14 protein-coding genes are annotated in these 15,050 nt (G+C 67.9%); 7 read left to right on the top strand and 7 right to left on the bottom strand.

The features are described from left to right. Positions 1-71: 71 nt before the first annotated feature. Genes MKD50_RS13690 through MKD50_RS13680 form a run of 3 tightly spaced genes read right to left on the bottom strand, consistent with a single transcriptional unit; the run spans position 72 to position 3,344 of the window. Complete coding sequence (locus MKD50_RS13690) at positions 72-797, bottom strand: Coq4 family protein (protein WP_252667343.1); 726 nt, start codon at positions 795-797, stop codon at positions 72-74. 16 nt (positions 798-813) lie between these two features. After that, positions 814-1,794: an alpha/beta fold hydrolase gene (locus tag MKD50_RS13685; RefSeq protein ID WP_252667342.1), complete on the bottom strand. Its 981-nt coding sequence runs from the start codon at positions 1,792-1,794 to the stop codon at positions 814-816. After that, the gene (locus tag MKD50_RS13680; RefSeq protein ID WP_240074069.1) at positions 1,791-3,344 is read right to left on the bottom strand and encodes a flavin-containing monooxygenase; all 1,554 of its coding nucleotides are present in this window, start codon (positions 3,342-3,344) and stop codon (positions 1,791-1,793) included. The genes MKD50_RS13685 and MKD50_RS13680 overlap by 4 nt, the downstream gene beginning before the upstream one ends. A gap of 84 nt (positions 3,345-3,428) precedes the next feature. Here MKD50_RS13680 and MKD50_RS13675 point away from each other — a divergent pair, with 84 nt between their 5' ends. Beyond that, positions 3,429-4,106 (top strand): TetR/AcrR family transcriptional regulator, encoded by a 678-nt coding sequence (locus tag MKD50_RS13675; protein WP_252667341.1) that lies wholly within the window; start codon positions 3,429-3,431, stop codon positions 4,104-4,106. On the opposite strand, the gene nth is transcribed toward MKD50_RS13675, so the two are convergent. After that, complete coding sequence (nth, locus tag MKD50_RS13670) at positions 4,075-4,719, bottom strand: endonuclease III (protein WP_115706490.1); 645 nt, start codon at positions 4,717-4,719, stop codon at positions 4,075-4,077. The genes MKD50_RS13675 and nth overlap by 32 nt on opposite strands. Then, complete coding sequence (gene rsxB, locus MKD50_RS13665; RefSeq protein WP_256503728.1) at positions 4,716-5,555, bottom strand: electron transport complex subunit RsxB; 840 nt, start codon at positions 5,553-5,555, stop codon at positions 4,716-4,718. Before rsxB ends, nth begins: the two co-directional genes overlap by 4 nt. A 306-nt stretch (positions 5,556-5,861) precedes the next feature. Here rsxB and MKD50_RS13660 point away from each other — a divergent pair, with 306 nt between their 5' ends. Beyond that, positions 5,862-6,497 (top strand): TetR/AcrR family transcriptional regulator, encoded by a 636-nt coding sequence (locus MKD50_RS13660; RefSeq protein WP_252667339.1) that lies wholly within the window; start codon positions 5,862-5,864, stop codon positions 6,495-6,497. Positions 6,498-6,548: 51 nt separating this feature from the next. Here MKD50_RS13660 and MKD50_RS13655 read toward each other — a convergent pair whose 3' ends face one another. Both MKD50_RS13655 and MKD50_RS13650 read right to left on the bottom strand, forming a co-directional pair. Further along, on the bottom strand, positions 6,549-7,817 hold the full coding sequence (locus MKD50_RS13655; RefSeq protein ID WP_252667338.1) for a polyhydroxyalkanoate depolymerase: 1,269 nt from the start codon (positions 7,815-7,817) through the stop codon (positions 6,549-6,551). Positions 7,818-8,125: 308 nt separating this feature from the next. Next, positions 8,126-9,322, bottom strand: a complete 1,197-nt coding sequence (locus tag MKD50_RS13650) for an amino acid aminotransferase (protein ID WP_115706493.1) — start codon at positions 9,320-9,322, stop codon at positions 8,126-8,128. 172 nt (positions 9,323-9,494) lie between these two features. Here MKD50_RS13650 and uvrB point away from each other — a divergent pair, with 172 nt between their 5' ends. The 5 genes from uvrB to MKD50_RS13625 all read left to right on the top strand — a co-directional run bounded on the left by uvrB (position 9,495) and on the right by MKD50_RS13625 (position 14,935). Continuing rightward, complete coding sequence (gene uvrB, locus MKD50_RS13645; RefSeq protein WP_115706494.1) at positions 9,495-11,579, top strand: excinuclease ABC subunit UvrB; 2,085 nt, start codon at positions 9,495-9,497, stop codon at positions 11,577-11,579. Between the two features lie 90 nt (positions 11,580-11,669). Then, a complete protein-coding gene (locus MKD50_RS13640; RefSeq protein WP_252667337.1) occupies positions 11,670-11,891 on the top strand; it encodes a hypothetical protein in 222 nt (73 codons plus the stop codon). 40 nt (positions 11,892-11,931) lie between these two features. Then, positions 11,932-12,174, top strand: coding sequence for a hypothetical protein (locus MKD50_RS13635; RefSeq protein ID WP_115706495.1), 243 nt, complete (start codon positions 11,932-11,934; stop codon positions 12,172-12,174). Between the two features lie 95 nt (positions 12,175-12,269). Next, the gene (locus tag MKD50_RS13630) at positions 12,270-12,758 is read left to right on the top strand and encodes a low molecular weight protein-tyrosine-phosphatase (RefSeq protein WP_240074079.1); all 489 of its coding nucleotides are present in this window, start codon (positions 12,270-12,272) and stop codon (positions 12,756-12,758) included. 80 nt (positions 12,759-12,838) lie between these two features. Next, positions 12,839-14,935, top strand: a complete 2,097-nt coding sequence (locus MKD50_RS13625) for a site-specific recombinase (RefSeq protein ID WP_252667336.1) — start codon at positions 12,839-12,841, stop codon at positions 14,933-14,935. Positions 14,936-15,050 lie beyond the last annotated feature (115 nt).

Genomic DNA, 15,050 nt, shown 5'->3' with positions numbered 1-15,050 from the left:
GCGCCCGGCGCCGGCGAAAGAAAAAGCGACCCGCGGGTCGCTTTTTTTTGGAGGTTAGGCTGGCGCGTCGATCAGGCGGTCCATTGCTGCAGCGGATTGCAGGCCAGGTAGCGGCGCGGCTCGCAGATCCCGAGTCGCGCGCGCGCCGCGTCGATCGGTTCGTGCAGCAGCTTCTCGTAATCCTCGCCCAGCAGCCAGCCGGCGCGGCGGCCCAGCCGGTAGCCCTCGAGCACGGCGCGCGCAAAGGCCAGGCTGCCGGTCACGCGCAGGCTCTTCAGCGACGCCGCGATGGCGATGAAGGCCCAGCCCTTGCCGCCGGTCTGCGCATAGCTGAACGCCACCAGCGCGGCTTCGCCCAGGCTTTCGTCGGCGCGGTAGCCGGTCAGCACATGCCAGATGTCGTGGATGTCGCGCGTGCGCCGGCCAAACCACAGGTAGGCGTCTTCGAGCACCGGCTCCTGGTCCAGGTTCGACACCTTGGCAAGCCCGTCCGCACTGTATCCGGTCTGTTCGAGGAAGGCGCGATAGGCAGCGCCGACCGTGCCCGGCGCGAAGCCGGCCACGTAAGCGGGATCGGACAGGCGCTCGGCCAGTTCGATGCGCTGGTAGACCATGCGGCGCCCGTCGTGCGTGGCCAGCAGGCGGCTGAAGTTGCGCGGCATCGACGGGCCGTTGAGCGCGCGCATGATGCGGAATACCTGCTCGGTGTCGTTGCCGTCCGCCATCAGCTTGCGCACGGCGCGCAACGCGGCAAAGACATCCTGCTTGTAGGGGTTGGAACCCGTCGTGGTGGTCATGGGCGGTCTCCCGGGATCAGGCAAATTGAGGCGGCCGCGGCGCGGACACCTGCATGCGCGCGGCGGCGGCGCGCACGAAATCGACGCTGGTGTCGATGGCGGTCACCGGCAGCATATGCCCGCCGCCGACCAGGGTCAGCGTGGCACCCGGCACCTTGGCCACCAGCGCTTCGCCATGCTCGGCGAAGTCGAGGATGCGGTCGTCGCGGCCGTACAGCACGCTGACCGGCACGCGCAGCGTGCCGTAGTGGCGCAGCAGCGCCGGCAGGCTGTGCGCGGCGCCGTTCAGGTCCTCGGATGCCGCCAGGAAATGGCGCGGGCGCAGGGCCAGCAGGCCGCCGCCGCGGGTCGGGAAGTCGTCCGGCACCGGGTCGGGGCCGAACACGATGTCCATGACCTCGGCGCGATGGCGGATCGACATCGGCACCACCAGGGTCCAGGCCAGCAGCCGGCGTTGCCATGCGCGCGGCACGGTCATGGCCCGGAACACCGGCGAGATCTCCCTGGGCGGATGCGTCAGCGGCGCGATCAGCGCCAGGCCGCCGACGCGTTCCGGATGCCGGATCGCCAGCGCCAGCGCAATCGCGCCGCCCAGCGAATGGCCCACCACCAACGGCTGGTCCAGGCCAAGCCGGTCGCACAGCGCGGCGAGCGCATCGGCCTGGGCGGGCAGGTCGGCGGCGCTGCCGGGCGTGCGCGTGGAATGGCCCGCGCCGGGGCGGTCGACGGCGATGACGCGGAAGCTCTCCGCCAGCGGCGCGATCATGCCGTAGCCGAAGTTCTCGAGCTGGCCCGACAGGCCGTGCACCAGCAGCAGCACCGGGCCTTGCCCGCGCTCCACCACATGCAGGCGCGCGCCGGGCACGTCGATAAAGCGGCCCGGCGGCGGCATCGCGGCTTCGATGCGGCGGGCGGTGCGCCACGTGTACAGCCATAGCGCGGCGCCGGACAGCAGCAACGCCAGCAGCACGGCCAGTGCGATGAGCGCCACGGTCATGGCTGCACCTCACTGGCGGCGACCGCAGCGACCGTGCTGGCGCCCATTGCCTCCTGCGCGTTACGCGGCTCGCGTCGCGCCGGCGGCGCGCCGAACTGCAGCACGCCGTCGGCGATGCGGCCGTGTCGGATCGTCAGCAGGTCTTTCAGGTAGTTCTGGTGCACGCGCCACGGCTTGCGGTCGCCCTGGCGCGGCAGCACGCCGGCGGCGCGCTGCACATAGCCCGAGGTGAAGTCCAGGAACGGCGTCGGCTGCACCGCGGCGGGCGCGCGCGGCACCGCGATGCGGTGGCCATGGCGGTCCATGTGGCGCAGCAGGCGGCAGACGTACTCGGCCGTCAGGTCTGCCTTGAGCGTCCATGAGGCGTTGGTGTAGCCGAACGCCAGCACCAGGTTGGGCACGTCGCTGAGCATCATGCCCTTGTAGGCCAGGCATTCGGCGGGGCGGCGCGGCTGGCCGTCGACGCTGAGCGCAATGTCGCCCAGCATGTTCAGCTTCAGCCCGGTGGCCGTCACCACGATATCCGCGTCCAGCGACTTGCCGCTGGCCAGCTCGATGCCGGCTTCGGTGAAGCGCTCGATGGTGTCGGTCACCACCGAGGCGCGGCCCTCGCGCAGGGCGCGGAACAGGTCGCCGTCGGGCACCAGGCACAGGCGCTGGTCCCAGGGCTTGTAGCGCGGCGTGAAATGCGTCGCCACGTCGAAACCCGACGGCAGCTGCGCCGCCGCCATGCCCACCAGGCGCGCCTTGACGCGTTCCGGCCGGCGCCGCGCCAGCTGGAAGAAGGTCATGCCGAGCAGCACGTTCTTCCAGCGCGTGGCGGCGTAGGCCAGCCGCTCCGGCAGCATGCGGCGCAGCGCGCGCGCCATGGCGTCTTCGCCGGGGCGCGTCACGATATAGGTAGGCGAGCGCTGCAGCATGGTCACGTGCGCCGCGCTGGCAGCCATCGCCGGCACCAGCGTGACCGCGGTGGCGCCGCTGCCGATCACCACCACGCGCTTACCGGCGTAGTCGAGCGACTCGTCCCAGAATTGCGGATGCACGATGCGGCCGCGAAAACGGTCCTCGCCGTCGAACGCAGGACGATGAGCCTCGGCATAGCTGTAATAGCCAGCGCAGACATAGAGCAGGCGCGCGCGCAGCCGCACCCGGCTGCGGTCGGCGCCGCGTTCGGCTTCGACGGTCCAGCACGCGTCGGCGCTGTCCCACGCCGCGCTGACCACGCGGTGGCCGAAGCGGATCTGGCGCGTGATGCCGGCTTCCGCGGCGGTCTCGCCGATATAGGCGCGGATCGAGGGGCCGTCGGCGATGGCCTTGGCGCCGCGCCAGGGCTTGAAGCGGTAGCCCAGCGTGTACATGTCCGAGTCCGAGCGGATGCCGGGGTAGCGGAACAGGTCCCAGGTGCCGCCGATGGCGTCGCGCGCCTCGAGGATGGCGTAGCGCTTGCCGGGGCAGCGCCGTTGCAGCTGGCGCGCCGCTCCGATGCCGGACAGGCCCGCGCCCACGATCAGCACATCGAGAACTGCGTCATCGGAACTGGCATCGCGCATGGGGGCATCCGGTCAGTGACACTTCTGACAACATAGATTGTCAGAAGCGATCCGGCAAGTTTTCTGACCATAGGGAATGTCATAATGGCGCGCATGACCCCCGAGTTGACTCCCGCGCGCCGCTATCGCGGCGCCGAAGCCGAAGAGCGCCGTGCCCAGCGCCGCGCGCAACTGATTGCCGCGGCCGTGCAGGTCTACGGCGAGCGCGGTTACCAGAACGCCACCGTCAAGGCCGTGTGCGAGGCCGCGGGCCTGACCGAACGCTATTTCTACGAGTCATTCGCCAACAGCGAGGCCTTGCTGCTGGCATCGTTTCAAACGGTGACGCACCGCCTGCTGCACACCCTGGTGCAGGCGGGCGAGGCCGCCGGCCACGACGGCGCGCAACGGGCGCTGGCGATGTTGCGCGCCTATTTCGGCGCGCTGCAGCGGGAACCGCGCTCGGCGCGGGTGTTCCTGGTGGAAATCCGTGGCGTCAGCAAGCTGGTTGACGGCGCGCTGGCCGATTCGCTGGATGAATTTGGCGGGCTGCTGGCGCAGGCGCTGCTGCCGCCGGGGCGCGAGCGTAACCCGCTGCTGACGGCGGGCGTGGCGGGCGGCGTGGTCCACCTTGCGGTGCGCTGGATCCGCCACGGCTACAGTCCCGAAGTCGACGTGGTCGCGCGCACCGCGCTGCAGTTGGCGCTGGTGCTGGCACACGAGCCCAAGCCTGCGCCCGAGCCGGCCGCGGCTACAGCTGTGGCGCCGGGGTTTTCTCCCTGAACTCGCACAGCGTTTCGATCGCGCAGTGCCAGCATTCCGGCTTGCGCGCCTTGCACACGTAGCGGCCGTGCAGGATCAGCCAGTGATGCGCATCGTGCAGGAATTCATGCGGCACGCACTTGAGCAGCTTCTGCTCGACGATGTCGACGTTCTTGCCCGGCGCCAGGCCGGTACGGTTGGAGACCCGGAAGATGTGCGTGTCGACCGCGATGGTCGGTTGGCCGAACGCGGTGTTGAGCACCACGTTGGCGGTCTTGCGCCCCACGCCGGGCAGCGCTTCCAGCGCTTCACGCTGCGCCGGCACCTTGCCGCCATGGCGCTCGACCAGGATGCGGCAGGTCTCGATCACATGCCTGGCCTTGGTCTTGTAGAGGCCGATGGTCTTGATGTACTCGCTCAGGCCGGCTTCGCCCAGCTCCAGCATCTGCCGCGGGGTATGCGCGACAGGGAACAGCCGGCGCGTGGCCTTGTTCACGCCCACGTCGGTGGCCTGCGCCGACAGCAGCACGGCGATCAGCAGCTCGAACGGCGAGCTGTACTCCAGTTCCGTGGTCGGGGCCGGATTGACTTCGCGCAGCGTCTCGAAGATGGCACGGCACTTGGCAGCGTTCATGATTCTTTCTTCGGGTCGTTGGCCGGGTCCTGGGGATCGTCCTGCCGCGGCGTCAGCCCGGCGCGTGCGCGCCGCGCTTCCGCGGCATCGATCTGCGCCTGCACCGCGGCCGACACGTTGTCGGTATTGCGTGGCCGCGCGGCCTGCTGCTTCTGCCGTGCGCGTTCGATCGCGGCCTGGATGATGGCGCGCTTGCGTTCCTGCGCGGCGCGCTCGGCGTCGTTCCCGGGCGCTTCGGCCTGCACCGCGGCGAGCTTGGCGGCGGCCTTGGCGGCCAGGCGCGCATCGTTTTCCTCGCGCTCGCGCACCAGCCGCGCGTTGCGCGCGAGGTAGCGCGCCTGCGCGGCATCGGCCTGCGCCTGCGACCACGCCTCCCAGCCGGTGCGCGTGCCGGTGACGGGGATCATGTCGATGCAGTCTACCGGGCAGGGCGGCACGCACAGGTCGCAACCGGTGCACAACTCGGGGATCACGGTATGCATCTGCTTGGCGGCGCCGGCGATGGCGTCGACCGGGCAGGCCTGGATGCAGAGCGTGCAGCCGATGCACAGGCTCTCGTCGATGCGGGCGACGGCGCGCGGCTGCTCGCTGCCGCGCTCCGGGTCGAGCGGCAGGGGTTCGGTGCCGAGCAGCGCAGCCAGGCGCAGGATCCCCTGCGCGCCGCCGGGCGGACAACGGTTGCAGGAGGCTGCGCCGCTGGCCATGGCCTCGGCATAAGGGCGGCAGCCGCTGAAGCCGCACTTGGTGCACTGGGTCTGCGGCAGCAGCGCCTCGAGACGGTCGGCGAGGGACTTGACGGCTGGATTCACGGCAACGGACAGCAATTCAGGGGACAAGAGCAGGGTCAAAATAGCCCGCCGGCAGCCGCACCGGCAGCCGCGCCAGCGCGGCGCAGCCACGGGCAAAGCACGATATTTGCGCGACGCTGTGAGCGGTTGGCGACATAACGGCGGCCCTTCCGGGGCGGACAATGTGCTGGCGGCCCCTGCGGCACCGGGGTCTCTGCGGACCCTGCGGTTTTCGCGCCGCAAGGATTATCCCCGATTTCGCCGGCGGACAGAAACGGCGATGATCCGCGTCGCGCGGCCGGATTGCCGCAATCCGGCCTGTGCCATAATCCGCGCAACGATCCACCACATCTCATGTCAACAGAGCCCAAGACCAAACGCGACCCGGAAGGGACGCGCCGACGCATCCTCGCTGCGGCCACCGAGGAATTCGCCAAGGGCGGTCTGGCCGGCGCCCGCGTCGACCAGATTGCCCGGCGCGCGGAAACCAACGAACGCATGCTGTATTACTACTACGGCAGCAAGGAGGGCCTGTTCCTGGCGGTGCTCGAGAAGCAATACGCGAACTTCCGCGCCGCCGAAGAGCAACTGCACCTGGTCGACGAAGACCCGGTCGAGGGTGTGCGCACGCTGGCCCGCTTCGTCTGGGACTGGTACTACGAGCACCCCGAGTTCATCCGCCTGGTCAACAGCGAGAACCTGCACGAGGCGCGGCACCTGAAGAAATCCGCGCAGTTGCAGCAGCTGATCAACCCGGTGGTCGACGTGCTCGCCGACGTGATCCGGCGCGGCCAGCAGCGGGGGCTGTTCCGCGACCATATCGACGTGCCCCAGTTCTACCTGACGATTTCCGCGCTGGGCTACTACGTGCTGTCGAACCGCTACACCATCAGCGCCGTGATCGGCCGCGACGTGGCGTCGCAGCAGGAGCACGAGCGCTTCGCCGAACTGCACACGGACATGCTGCTGAGCTATCTGAGGAAGCCCTGAGGCGCCGGCGACGCTGCCCAGACAGAAACGCCCGCTTGCGCGGGCGTTTTTTTACTTGCTGGCCACCGCCATCGGGGCCTGGTGGTACTTGCGGATAAAGTCGCGCAGCAGCGGGTAGATGTCCTCGCGCCAGCGCCGCCCCGAAAAGATCCCGTAATGGCCGCAACGCTCGGCGTTCAGGTGCTGCTTGCGGTTTTTCGGGATGCCGGCGCACAGGTCGTGCGCGGCGGCGGTCTGGCCCGCGCCGGAGATGTCGTCGAGCTCGCCCTCGATGGTCATCAGCGCCGTGCTCTTGATGTCCTGTGGGCGCACGGGCTTGCCGTCGATGGCCCAGGTGCCGTTGGCCAGGCGGAATTCCTGGAACACCTCGCGGATGGTGTCGAGGTAATACTCGGCGGCCATGTCGAGCACCGCGTTGTATTCATCGTAGAAGCGCACGTGCGCCTCGGCGTCGTCGGCATCGCCCTCGACCAGGCTCAGGTAGTAGTCATAGTGCGAGGACAGGTGCCGGTCCGGGTTCATCGCGACGAAGCCGGCATGCTGCAGGAAGCCCGGGTAGACGCGGCGGCCGTGGCCGGGGTAGTTGGCCGGCACGGTGTAGATGACGTTGTTCTCGAACCACTCGTAGGACTTGTTGGTCGCCAGCGAGTTGACCGCGGTCGGGCTTTTGCGGGCGTCGATCGGGCCGCCCATCATGGTCATGGTGCGCGGCGTCTTCTCGCCGGCGGACGCCATCAGCGAAATCGCCGCCAGCACCGGTACCGTGGGCTGGCACACCGAGATCACGTGCAGGTTCTCGGCGCCGATATGGCGGATGAATTCCTGGATGTAGTAGATGTAGTCCGACAGGTGGAAGACGCCTTCCTCGACCGGCACCATGCGCGCGTCGATCCAGTCGGTGACGTAGACCTTGTGGTCCTGCAGCAGCGTGCGCACGGTGTCGCGCAGCAGCGTGGCATGGTGGCCCGACAGCGGCGCCGCCACCAGCACCACGGGCTCGTCCTTGAGCAGCTTGATGGTTTCGGGATCGTCGGCATAGCGCTTGAAGCGCAGCAGCTTGCAGAAGGGCTTTTCCAGCACGGTCTGTTCGACGATGGGGATGTCGCGGCCGTTGGAGCGCACCGACTTGATATCGAACGCCGGTTTTTCGTATTCCTTGCCAAGCCGGTACAGCAGTTCGTAGCCGGCGGCCAGGCGGGGCGCGCCAGGTACCAGCGACATCGGGCTGAGGGGGTTGGTGAAGGTCTTGGCGGTCGCCTGGGCCCACGCGGTCAGCGGGTGCAGGATCGAGCGCTGGAACTCATGCAATTGATAGAGCATGCCGTTTCTGCCTGGTCTTACTGAGGATGCGTACCACCAAGTAACAATGTACTGACAATACACCTGGGATCGAGTGGCGCCGATTATGCCTGAATCGAACGACCGTGCTAACGATCTTGCTTTGCAGCATATACCTTAAAGTACTTCCCTATGCGCGGAACACAATAAGGCATTGGCCTGATTTTTCGGTGACAACGTCCTACAACATCGCAAACAAATGCAAAAAGCGGCCGAAGCCGCTTTTTTTCTATGGTTTTGTGATGCCGACGCCAGTTGCCGTCGTTGCGGCGCGGCAACTGGCAACGGTGTTACATCACGGCCGCGATCGCGTCGACCACCGCATCGATGTTGCGGCTGTTCAGGGCCGCCACGCAGATGCGGCCGGTGCCCACGGCGTAGATGCCGTGCTCATTGCGCAGGCGGTCCACCTGGGCCGAGGTCAGGCCCGAGTACGAGAACATGCCGCGCTGGGCCTTGACGAAGGAGAAGTCGCCCGGCACGCCCTTGGCGGCCAGCTTGTCGACCAGCGCGTGGCGCATCAGCTTGATGCGGTCGCGCATTTCGGCCAGTTCTTCTTCCCACATGGCGCGCAGTTCCGGGCTGTTCAGCACAGTCGCGACCACGGTGCCGCCGTGGGTGGGCGGGTTGGAGTAGTTGGTGCGGATCACGCGCTTGACCTGCGACATCACGCGCTGCGCCTCTTCCTTGCTGGTGGTGACGATCGACAGCGCGCCGACGCGCTCGCCGTACAGCGAGAAGCTCTTCGAGAACGAGCTCGACACGAAGAACGGCAGGCCGGAGTCCGCGAACAGGCGCACCGCGGCGCCATCGGCATCGATGCCGTCGGCAAAGCCCTGGTAGGCCATGTCCAGGAACGGGATCAGGTTGCGCTCCTTGACCAGTTGCACCACCTGCTGCCACTGCTCGGGCGACAGGTCGACGCCGGTCGGGTTGTGGCAGCAGGCGTGCAGCACGACGATGGTGTTGGCCGGGAACGACTTCAGCGATTCCACCATGCCGGCGAAGTTCAGGCCGTGGCTGGGGGCGTCGTAGTAGGCGTAGTTGACCACCGGGAAGCCGGCGGATTCGAACAGTGCGCGGTGGTTTTCCCAGCTCGGGTCGCTGATGGCGACCTTGGCGTCCGGGTACAGGCGCTTCAGGAAGTCGGCGCCGATCTTCAGCGCGCCGGTGCCGCCAAGTGCCTGGGCCGTCACCACGCGGCCTTCCGTGATCAGCGGCGATTCCTTGCCGAACAGCAGCGTCTGCACCGCCTGGTCATAGGCCGCAATGCCTTCGATCGGCAGGTAGCCGCGCGGGGTGGCGGTGGTCAGACGGGCTTTTTCTGCCTCCTGGACGGCGCGCAGCAGGGGGATTTTCCCTTCGTCGGTGAAGTACACGCCAACGCCCAGGTTGACCTTGGTCGCGCGGGTGTCGGCATTGAAGGCTTCGTTGAGGCCCAGGATCGGGTCGCGCGGGGCCATCTCGACGGCAGAAAACAAACTCATTTGGAATCTCGTGGTCGGCTATGTGAAAAACGGAAGGCGTAGAATGCTCCGTACTGCGCTGGAGGCTGGCAGGCCCGGCCGCGCTCTTCTTGGCTTGAAGCGGGGGCTGACAACCCCAAGATTCTAGCGTAATCCGCCCGTTTTCCTCAGGTATTTCCCTAGTCACGCCCCTATGACGAACCTTGCCGAAGCCGCGCCGGCCCTGGACGAAGACAAATTCGTCACATTTCCCGGCTCCCCGTTCCAGTTGTACCAGCCGTTCCCGCCCGCCGGCGACCAGCCCGAGGCAATCCGGCAGCTGGTGGAGGGGGTGGAAGACGGCCTGTCGTTCCAGACCCTGCTGGGCGTCACCGGTTCCGGCAAGACCTTCACCATGGCCAACGTGATCGCGCGCATGGGACGGCCGGCCATCGTGTTCGCGCCCAACAAGACGCTGGCGGCGCAGCTCTACGCGGAATTCCGCGAGTTCTTCCCGCGCAATGCCGTCGAGTACTTCGTCAGCTACTACGACTACTACCAGCCCGAGGCCTATGTCCCGCAGCGCGACCTGTTTATCGAGAAGGACTCGTCGATCAACGAGCATATCGAGCAGATGCGGCTGTCGGCGACCAAGAGCCTGCTGGAGCGCCGCGACACTGTCATCGTCGCGACCGTGTCGGCGATCTACGGTATCGGCAACCCGACCGAATACCACCAGATGATCCTGACGCTGCGGGCCGGCGACAAGATCAGCCAGCGCGACGTGATCGCGCGCCTGATCGCGATGCAGTACACCCGCAACGAGACCGACTTCCAGCGCGGCACCTTCCGCGTGCGCGGCGACACCATCGACATCTTCCCGGCCGAGCATGCCGAGATGGCGGTGCGGCTGGAGATGTTCGACGACGAAGTCGAATCGCTGCATTTCTTCGACCCGCTGACGGGGCGGGTGCGGCAGAAGATCCCGCGCTTCACGGTCTACCCGTCGAGCCACTACGTGACCCCGCGCGAGACCGTGCTGCGCGCGATCGAGGCGATCAAGGACGAGCTGCGCGAGCGGCTCGAGTTCTTCCACAAGGAAAACCGGCTGGTGGAGGCGCAGCGGCTCGAGCAGCGCACCCGCTTCGACCTCGAGATGCTGTCCGAGCTGGGCTTCTGCAAGGGCATCGAGAACTATTCACGGCACCTGTCCGGCGCGCGCCCCGGCGACCCGCCGCCGACGCTGGTCGACTACCTTCCGCCCGACGCGCTGATGTTCCTGGACGAGTCGCATGTGCTGATCGGCCAGCTCAACGGCATGTACAACGGCGACCGCGCGCGCAAGACCACGCTGGTGGAGTACGGCTTCCGGCTGCCGTCGGCGCTGGACAACCGGCCGCTCAAGTTCGACGAGTTCGAGCGCAAGATGCGCCAGGTGATGTTCGTCTCCGCGACGCCCGCGCAGTTCGAACAGGAGCACGCCGGCCAGGTGGTTGAGCAGGTGGTGCGGCCGACCGGCCTGGTCGACCCGACCATCATGGTGCGCCCGGCGACCACGCAGGTGGATGACCTGCTGTCCGAGATCCATGTCCGGGTCGAGGCCGGCGAGCGTGTGCTGGTGACCACGCTGACCAAGCGCATGGCCGAGCAGCTGACCGAGTTCCTGACCGAGAACGGCGTCAAGGTGCGCTACCTGCACTCGGATATCGATACCGTCGAGCGCGTCGAGATCATCCGCGACCTGCGCCTGGGCACCTTCGACGTGCTGGTGGGCATCAACCTCCTGCGCGAGGGGCTGGACATCCCGGAGGTATCGCTGGTGGCGATCCTCGACGCGGACAAGGAAGGCTTCCTGCGTGCCGAGCGCTCGCTGATCCAGACCATCGGCCGCGCCGCGCGCAACGTCAACGGCACCGCCATCCTGTACGCGGACCGCATGACCGACTCGATGAAGAAGGCCATCGACGAGACCGAGCGCCGCCGCGCCAAGCAGATCGCCTTCAACGAAGCCAACGGCATCACGCCGCGCGGCGTGGTCAAGCGCATCAAGGACATCATCGACGGCGTCTACAACGTCAGCGACGCCCGGGCCGAGCTGCAGGCGGCGCAGGAGCAGGCCCGCTACGAGGAGATGAGCGAAAAGCAGGTCTCCAAGGAGATCAAACGGCTGGAGAAGCTCATGCTCGACCATGCGCGCAACCTGGAGTTCGAACAGGCCGCGCAGGTGCGCGACCAGCTGGCCAAGCTCAAGGCGCAGGTGTTCGGCGCCAGCGGAGAGGGCGCGCTGCCGGCTGCCTGATACGTCGCAACGCCGGGCGCGCTTCGCCTATAGTGAAATCCTCGGCAGCGCCAGCGGAGCAGGGCAACGGACCGCGGCGAAGGAGGCACGATGGAACGCCAGTTTGAATACGGCGGCTACGCGGTGGTCGTCACCGCGGTCCCGAATGCCGGCGGCGGCTTTGCCGCGCAGATGCGCATCGCCGACGCGTTCGGCGAACCGACCGGCCCCAGCTTCGAGGCAATTGCCGGCGACGCGCCCACGCCTGAGGCCGCGATCGCGCTGGCGGAGGCGGGCGCGATGCGCGCGATCGACGCGGGCGAAGTCAGCTAGCGCGCCGGCGAGTACCCCCATTTCCCGTGGAGAAACCACAATGACCGACATCGGCGAATGGAAAAAGAAGGTCTATGAAACCCACGAAGTGCAAGTGCAGGTCAGGCAGCGCTCACAAAGCGAATGGTCGTACACGGTGCGCGTCTGCCGCCCCGGCACCAACATCCGGGCCGCCGGCACGCTGACCGACAGCTCGCGCATCACCGATCACTACAAGTCGGCCGAGGCCGCGCAGGTGGCGGGGTTTGCGCACGGCGAGCGGCTGGCCAGGCAGCTCGCCTAGCGCCCCCAGCCGCCCAGCGCTGCGACACGCCGGGCCGGCGAAAGGCGCGGCAGGTAGAATCGCGCCTCCATGCCACCCTGCCAAGCCTTGATCCGATGAAGCCATACGCCATCCTGATGTGTTGCATGGGGAATATCTGCCGTTCCCCCACGGCGGAGGGCGTGCTGCGCGCCAAGCTCGATGCCGCCGGACTGGCGGCGCTGGTTGAACTGGATTCGGCCGGCACGCATGAATACCACCTCGGCCGCGCCCCCGATCCCCGCACCCAGCGCCATGCGCTGCAGCGCGGCTACGACCTTTCGGCGCTGCGCGCGCGCAAGGTCGGGGTGCCCGACTTCGACCGCTTCGACCTGATCCTGGCGATGGACCGCGAGAACCTGGCCGGCCTGCTGCGGCTGCGCCCGGATGCCGGCGACAAGGTGCGGCTGCTGATGAGCTTCGCCACCCGCCACCACGCCGACGAGGTTCCTGACCCGTATTACGGCGAAGGCGATGGCTTCGAGCGCGTGCTCGACTACATCGAGGATGCCTGCGACGGCCTGGTGGCCGAACTGCGCCAGCGCCTGCAGCATCCGGCCGGCTGAGCCGGTCCGCTGCCTTCCTTCCCGGCCCCGCCGCGGCGTCCTGCGCCCGCGGCCGGCGGCCCCATCCCTGCAAGAATTCCATGCTTCGCAAACTGTTTCGCAAATGGCGCGAGTCGCGCAATGCCAGCCTGCAGCTCGACGCCATCCTGAGTGCGGCCGATCCGCAGGCGCCGCTGGCCGAGCGCAACGGCTGGCTGATCGAACTGGCCTTCTGGATCCGTCGCGACGGCGGCCTCGGCGCCGATGACGACAGCCAGGAAGACGGCGCGCCGCGTCGCCATCCGGAGCACGTGCGCCTGCGCTACCTGCTGCAGGTGCTGGAGCGGCATCCGGACTGGGCCGCGAGCTTTGCGCAGACGGTTCGCAGCCTGCTGCGCGAGAACGATCCCACCGGCCTGTTCTGCGATACCGGCGTGGCCCAGCATCCCGGCTTCTTCAGCGAGATGGTGAGCCGGCTGCAGAGCCGCTTCCTGCCGCCGCCGCCGAACCGCAGCGACATGGCCGCGCTGTTTGCGCTGGTGTTCGTCGGCGACGACGATGCCGAGTGGGTCGATGCCATCGACGCTGCGCTGATGGCGCGGCTGGCCCGCGTGCTGGAAACCGGCCACGCCGAGGGCGAGGCGGCTGGCCTGGCGCGCTATCGCGCGGCGCTCGGCCAGACCCTGGCCACCAGCATCGCGGTGCTGGTCAGCCAGGTGCGCGCCACCGGGCTGAGCCAGGCGATCCGCTCGCGCCTGGCGGGGTGTGTCGAGGAGACCCCGTTCTTCCGCCTGGATGAGGCCGTCCAGGCCTTGCGCGAGGACGGCCTGCGCCGCGACGACAACAGCTTCGGCCATCGCCTGAACTACTTCCGCGCGCTGCTCGACGGCTGCCACGCCGCCGCCCGCCAGGTGTACGAAGATCTGGAGGAAAACGGCGTGTCGGTCGAGGTGGTGTTCCAGATCGAGCGCATGAAGGTGCAGCTCAGCCGCATCGAGCTGCTGCTTGCGGCGTGGGTCGAGCCAGGCCGTCCCGGCATGCCGGCGCACCTGGTGGCCGAGCTGATCCGCTCGACCCAGGCGCGGCGCAGCATTGCGCATCTGGCCGGCACCTCGTTCGCACAGCTGGCGCGCAAGGTGGTGGAGCGCTCGGCCGAGACCGGCGAGCACTACATCACCCGTGACCGCCGCGAATATGCCGAGCTGGTGCGCGCCGCGGCGGGCGGCGGCCTGGTCTCGGTGGCCACGGTGTACCTGAAGTTCCTGATCTATGGCTTGCACCTGGACAAGTTCAGCGAAGGCGTGCTGGCCTCGCTCAACTATGCCGGCAGCTTTTTGGCCATCCATTTCGCGCACTTCACGCTGGCGACCAAGCAGCCGGCCATGACCGGACCCGCGCTGGCGCACCGGCTGGACAACGCCGGGCGGCCGGAAGGGCGCGAGATCTTTGTCGACGACACCGTCGCCATGATCCGCTCCAACGCGGCGGCCATTGCCGGCAACCTGGCAGTGGTGTTCCCGGTGGCGCTGGGCGTGCAGTGGCTGGCGCAAAGGCTGCTGGGCACCAACCTGATCACGCCGGCCAAGGCGATCGCCACCATCGAGTCCTTTTCGATCCTGGGACCGACGCCGCTGTACGCGGCCTTTACCGGCGTGCTGCTGTGGCTGTCGAGCCTGTTCGCGGGCTGGGCCGACAACTGGTTCGCGCTGCACCGCGTGCACGACGTGATGGCCTACCACCGGCGCCTGCAGTATGTGCTGGGCGCACGCGGCGCCACCCGGGTGGCGGACTTCTGGAAACGCAACCTGTCGGGCATCGTCGCCAACGTGTCGCTGGGCCTGCTGCTGGGGCTGGGGCCGGAGATCCTGAGCTTTTTCGGCCCGCATATGGAAGTGCGCCATGTGACGCTGTCGACCGGGTCGGTGGGCGCCGCGATCGGCGTGCTGGGTTGGGATGCGCTGCGCATGCCGGCGCTGTGGCTGGCGGTGGCGGGCATTGCGCTGATGGGCATGCTGAACGTCGCGGTCAGCTTTGCGCTCGCATTCAATATGGCGCTGCGGTCACGCAACTTGCGGCGCATCGATCGCGCCGACCTGAGCGCGGCCGTGCGGCGACGCATCCTGAAACAGCCGTTGTCGCTGCTGGTGCCGCCGCGCGTGGCACCTGCGCACGCGGCCGCAGGCGGGCGCCAGGCCTGAGGGCGGAAGTGGTGCGGTGCGGCAGGGGTAGTTGACTGAATTAGTCGGGTACCTTTATACTTGACGGAAACGATCAAGTATTAGCTTCACCCCCACGCTTCACCCCAGAGCCCTG

The sequence above is a fragment of the Cupriavidus mimosae genome (assembly GCF_023952485.1).
Taxonomy (GTDB): domain Bacteria; phylum Pseudomonadota; class Gammaproteobacteria; order Burkholderiales; family Burkholderiaceae; genus Cupriavidus; species Cupriavidus taiwanensis_C.
This window is presented reverse-complemented; position numbering and strand designations above follow the sequence as displayed.

Bases quoted from the DNA above. Each gene is read 5' to 3' on its own strand.
- MKD50_RS13690 (WP_252667343.1), bottom strand. From the start codon at position 797: ATGACCACCACGACGGGTTCCAACCCCTACAAGCAGGATGTCTTTGCC.
- MKD50_RS13685 (WP_252667342.1), bottom strand. From the start codon at position 1,794: ATGACCGTGGCGCTCATCGCACTGGCCGTGCTGCTGGCGTTGCTGCTG.
- MKD50_RS13680 (WP_240074069.1), bottom strand. From the start codon at position 3,344: ATGCGCGATGCCAGTTCCGATGACGCAGTTCTCGATGTGCTGATCGTG.
- MKD50_RS13675 (WP_252667341.1), top strand. From the start codon at position 3,429: ATGGCGCGCATGACCCCCGAGTTGACTCCCGCGCGCCGCTATCGCGGC.
- nth (WP_115706490.1), bottom strand. From the start codon at position 4,719: ATGAACGCTGCCAAGTGCCGTGCCATCTTCGAGACGCTGCGCGAAGTC.
- MKD50_RS13660 (WP_252667339.1), top strand. From the start codon at position 5,862: ATGTCAACAGAGCCCAAGACCAAACGCGACCCGGAAGGGACGCGCCGA.
- MKD50_RS13655 (WP_252667338.1), bottom strand. From the start codon at position 7,817: ATGCTCTATCAATTGCATGAGTTCCAGCGCTCGATCCTGCACCCGCTG.
- MKD50_RS13650 (WP_115706493.1), bottom strand. From the start codon at position 9,322: ATGAGTTTGTTTTCTGCCGTCGAGATGGCCCCGCGCGACCCGATCCTG.
- uvrB (WP_115706494.1), top strand. From the start codon at position 9,495: ATGACGAACCTTGCCGAAGCCGCGCCGGCCCTGGACGAAGACAAATTC.
- MKD50_RS13640 (WP_252667337.1), top strand. From the start codon at position 11,670: ATGGAACGCCAGTTTGAATACGGCGGCTACGCGGTGGTCGTCACCGCG.
- MKD50_RS13635 (WP_115706495.1), top strand. From the start codon at position 11,932: ATGACCGACATCGGCGAATGGAAAAAGAAGGTCTATGAAACCCACGAA.
- MKD50_RS13630 (WP_240074079.1), top strand. From the start codon at position 12,270: ATGAAGCCATACGCCATCCTGATGTGTTGCATGGGGAATATCTGCCGT.
- MKD50_RS13625 (WP_252667336.1), top strand. From the start codon at position 12,839: ATGCTTCGCAAACTGTTTCGCAAATGGCGCGAGTCGCGCAATGCCAGC.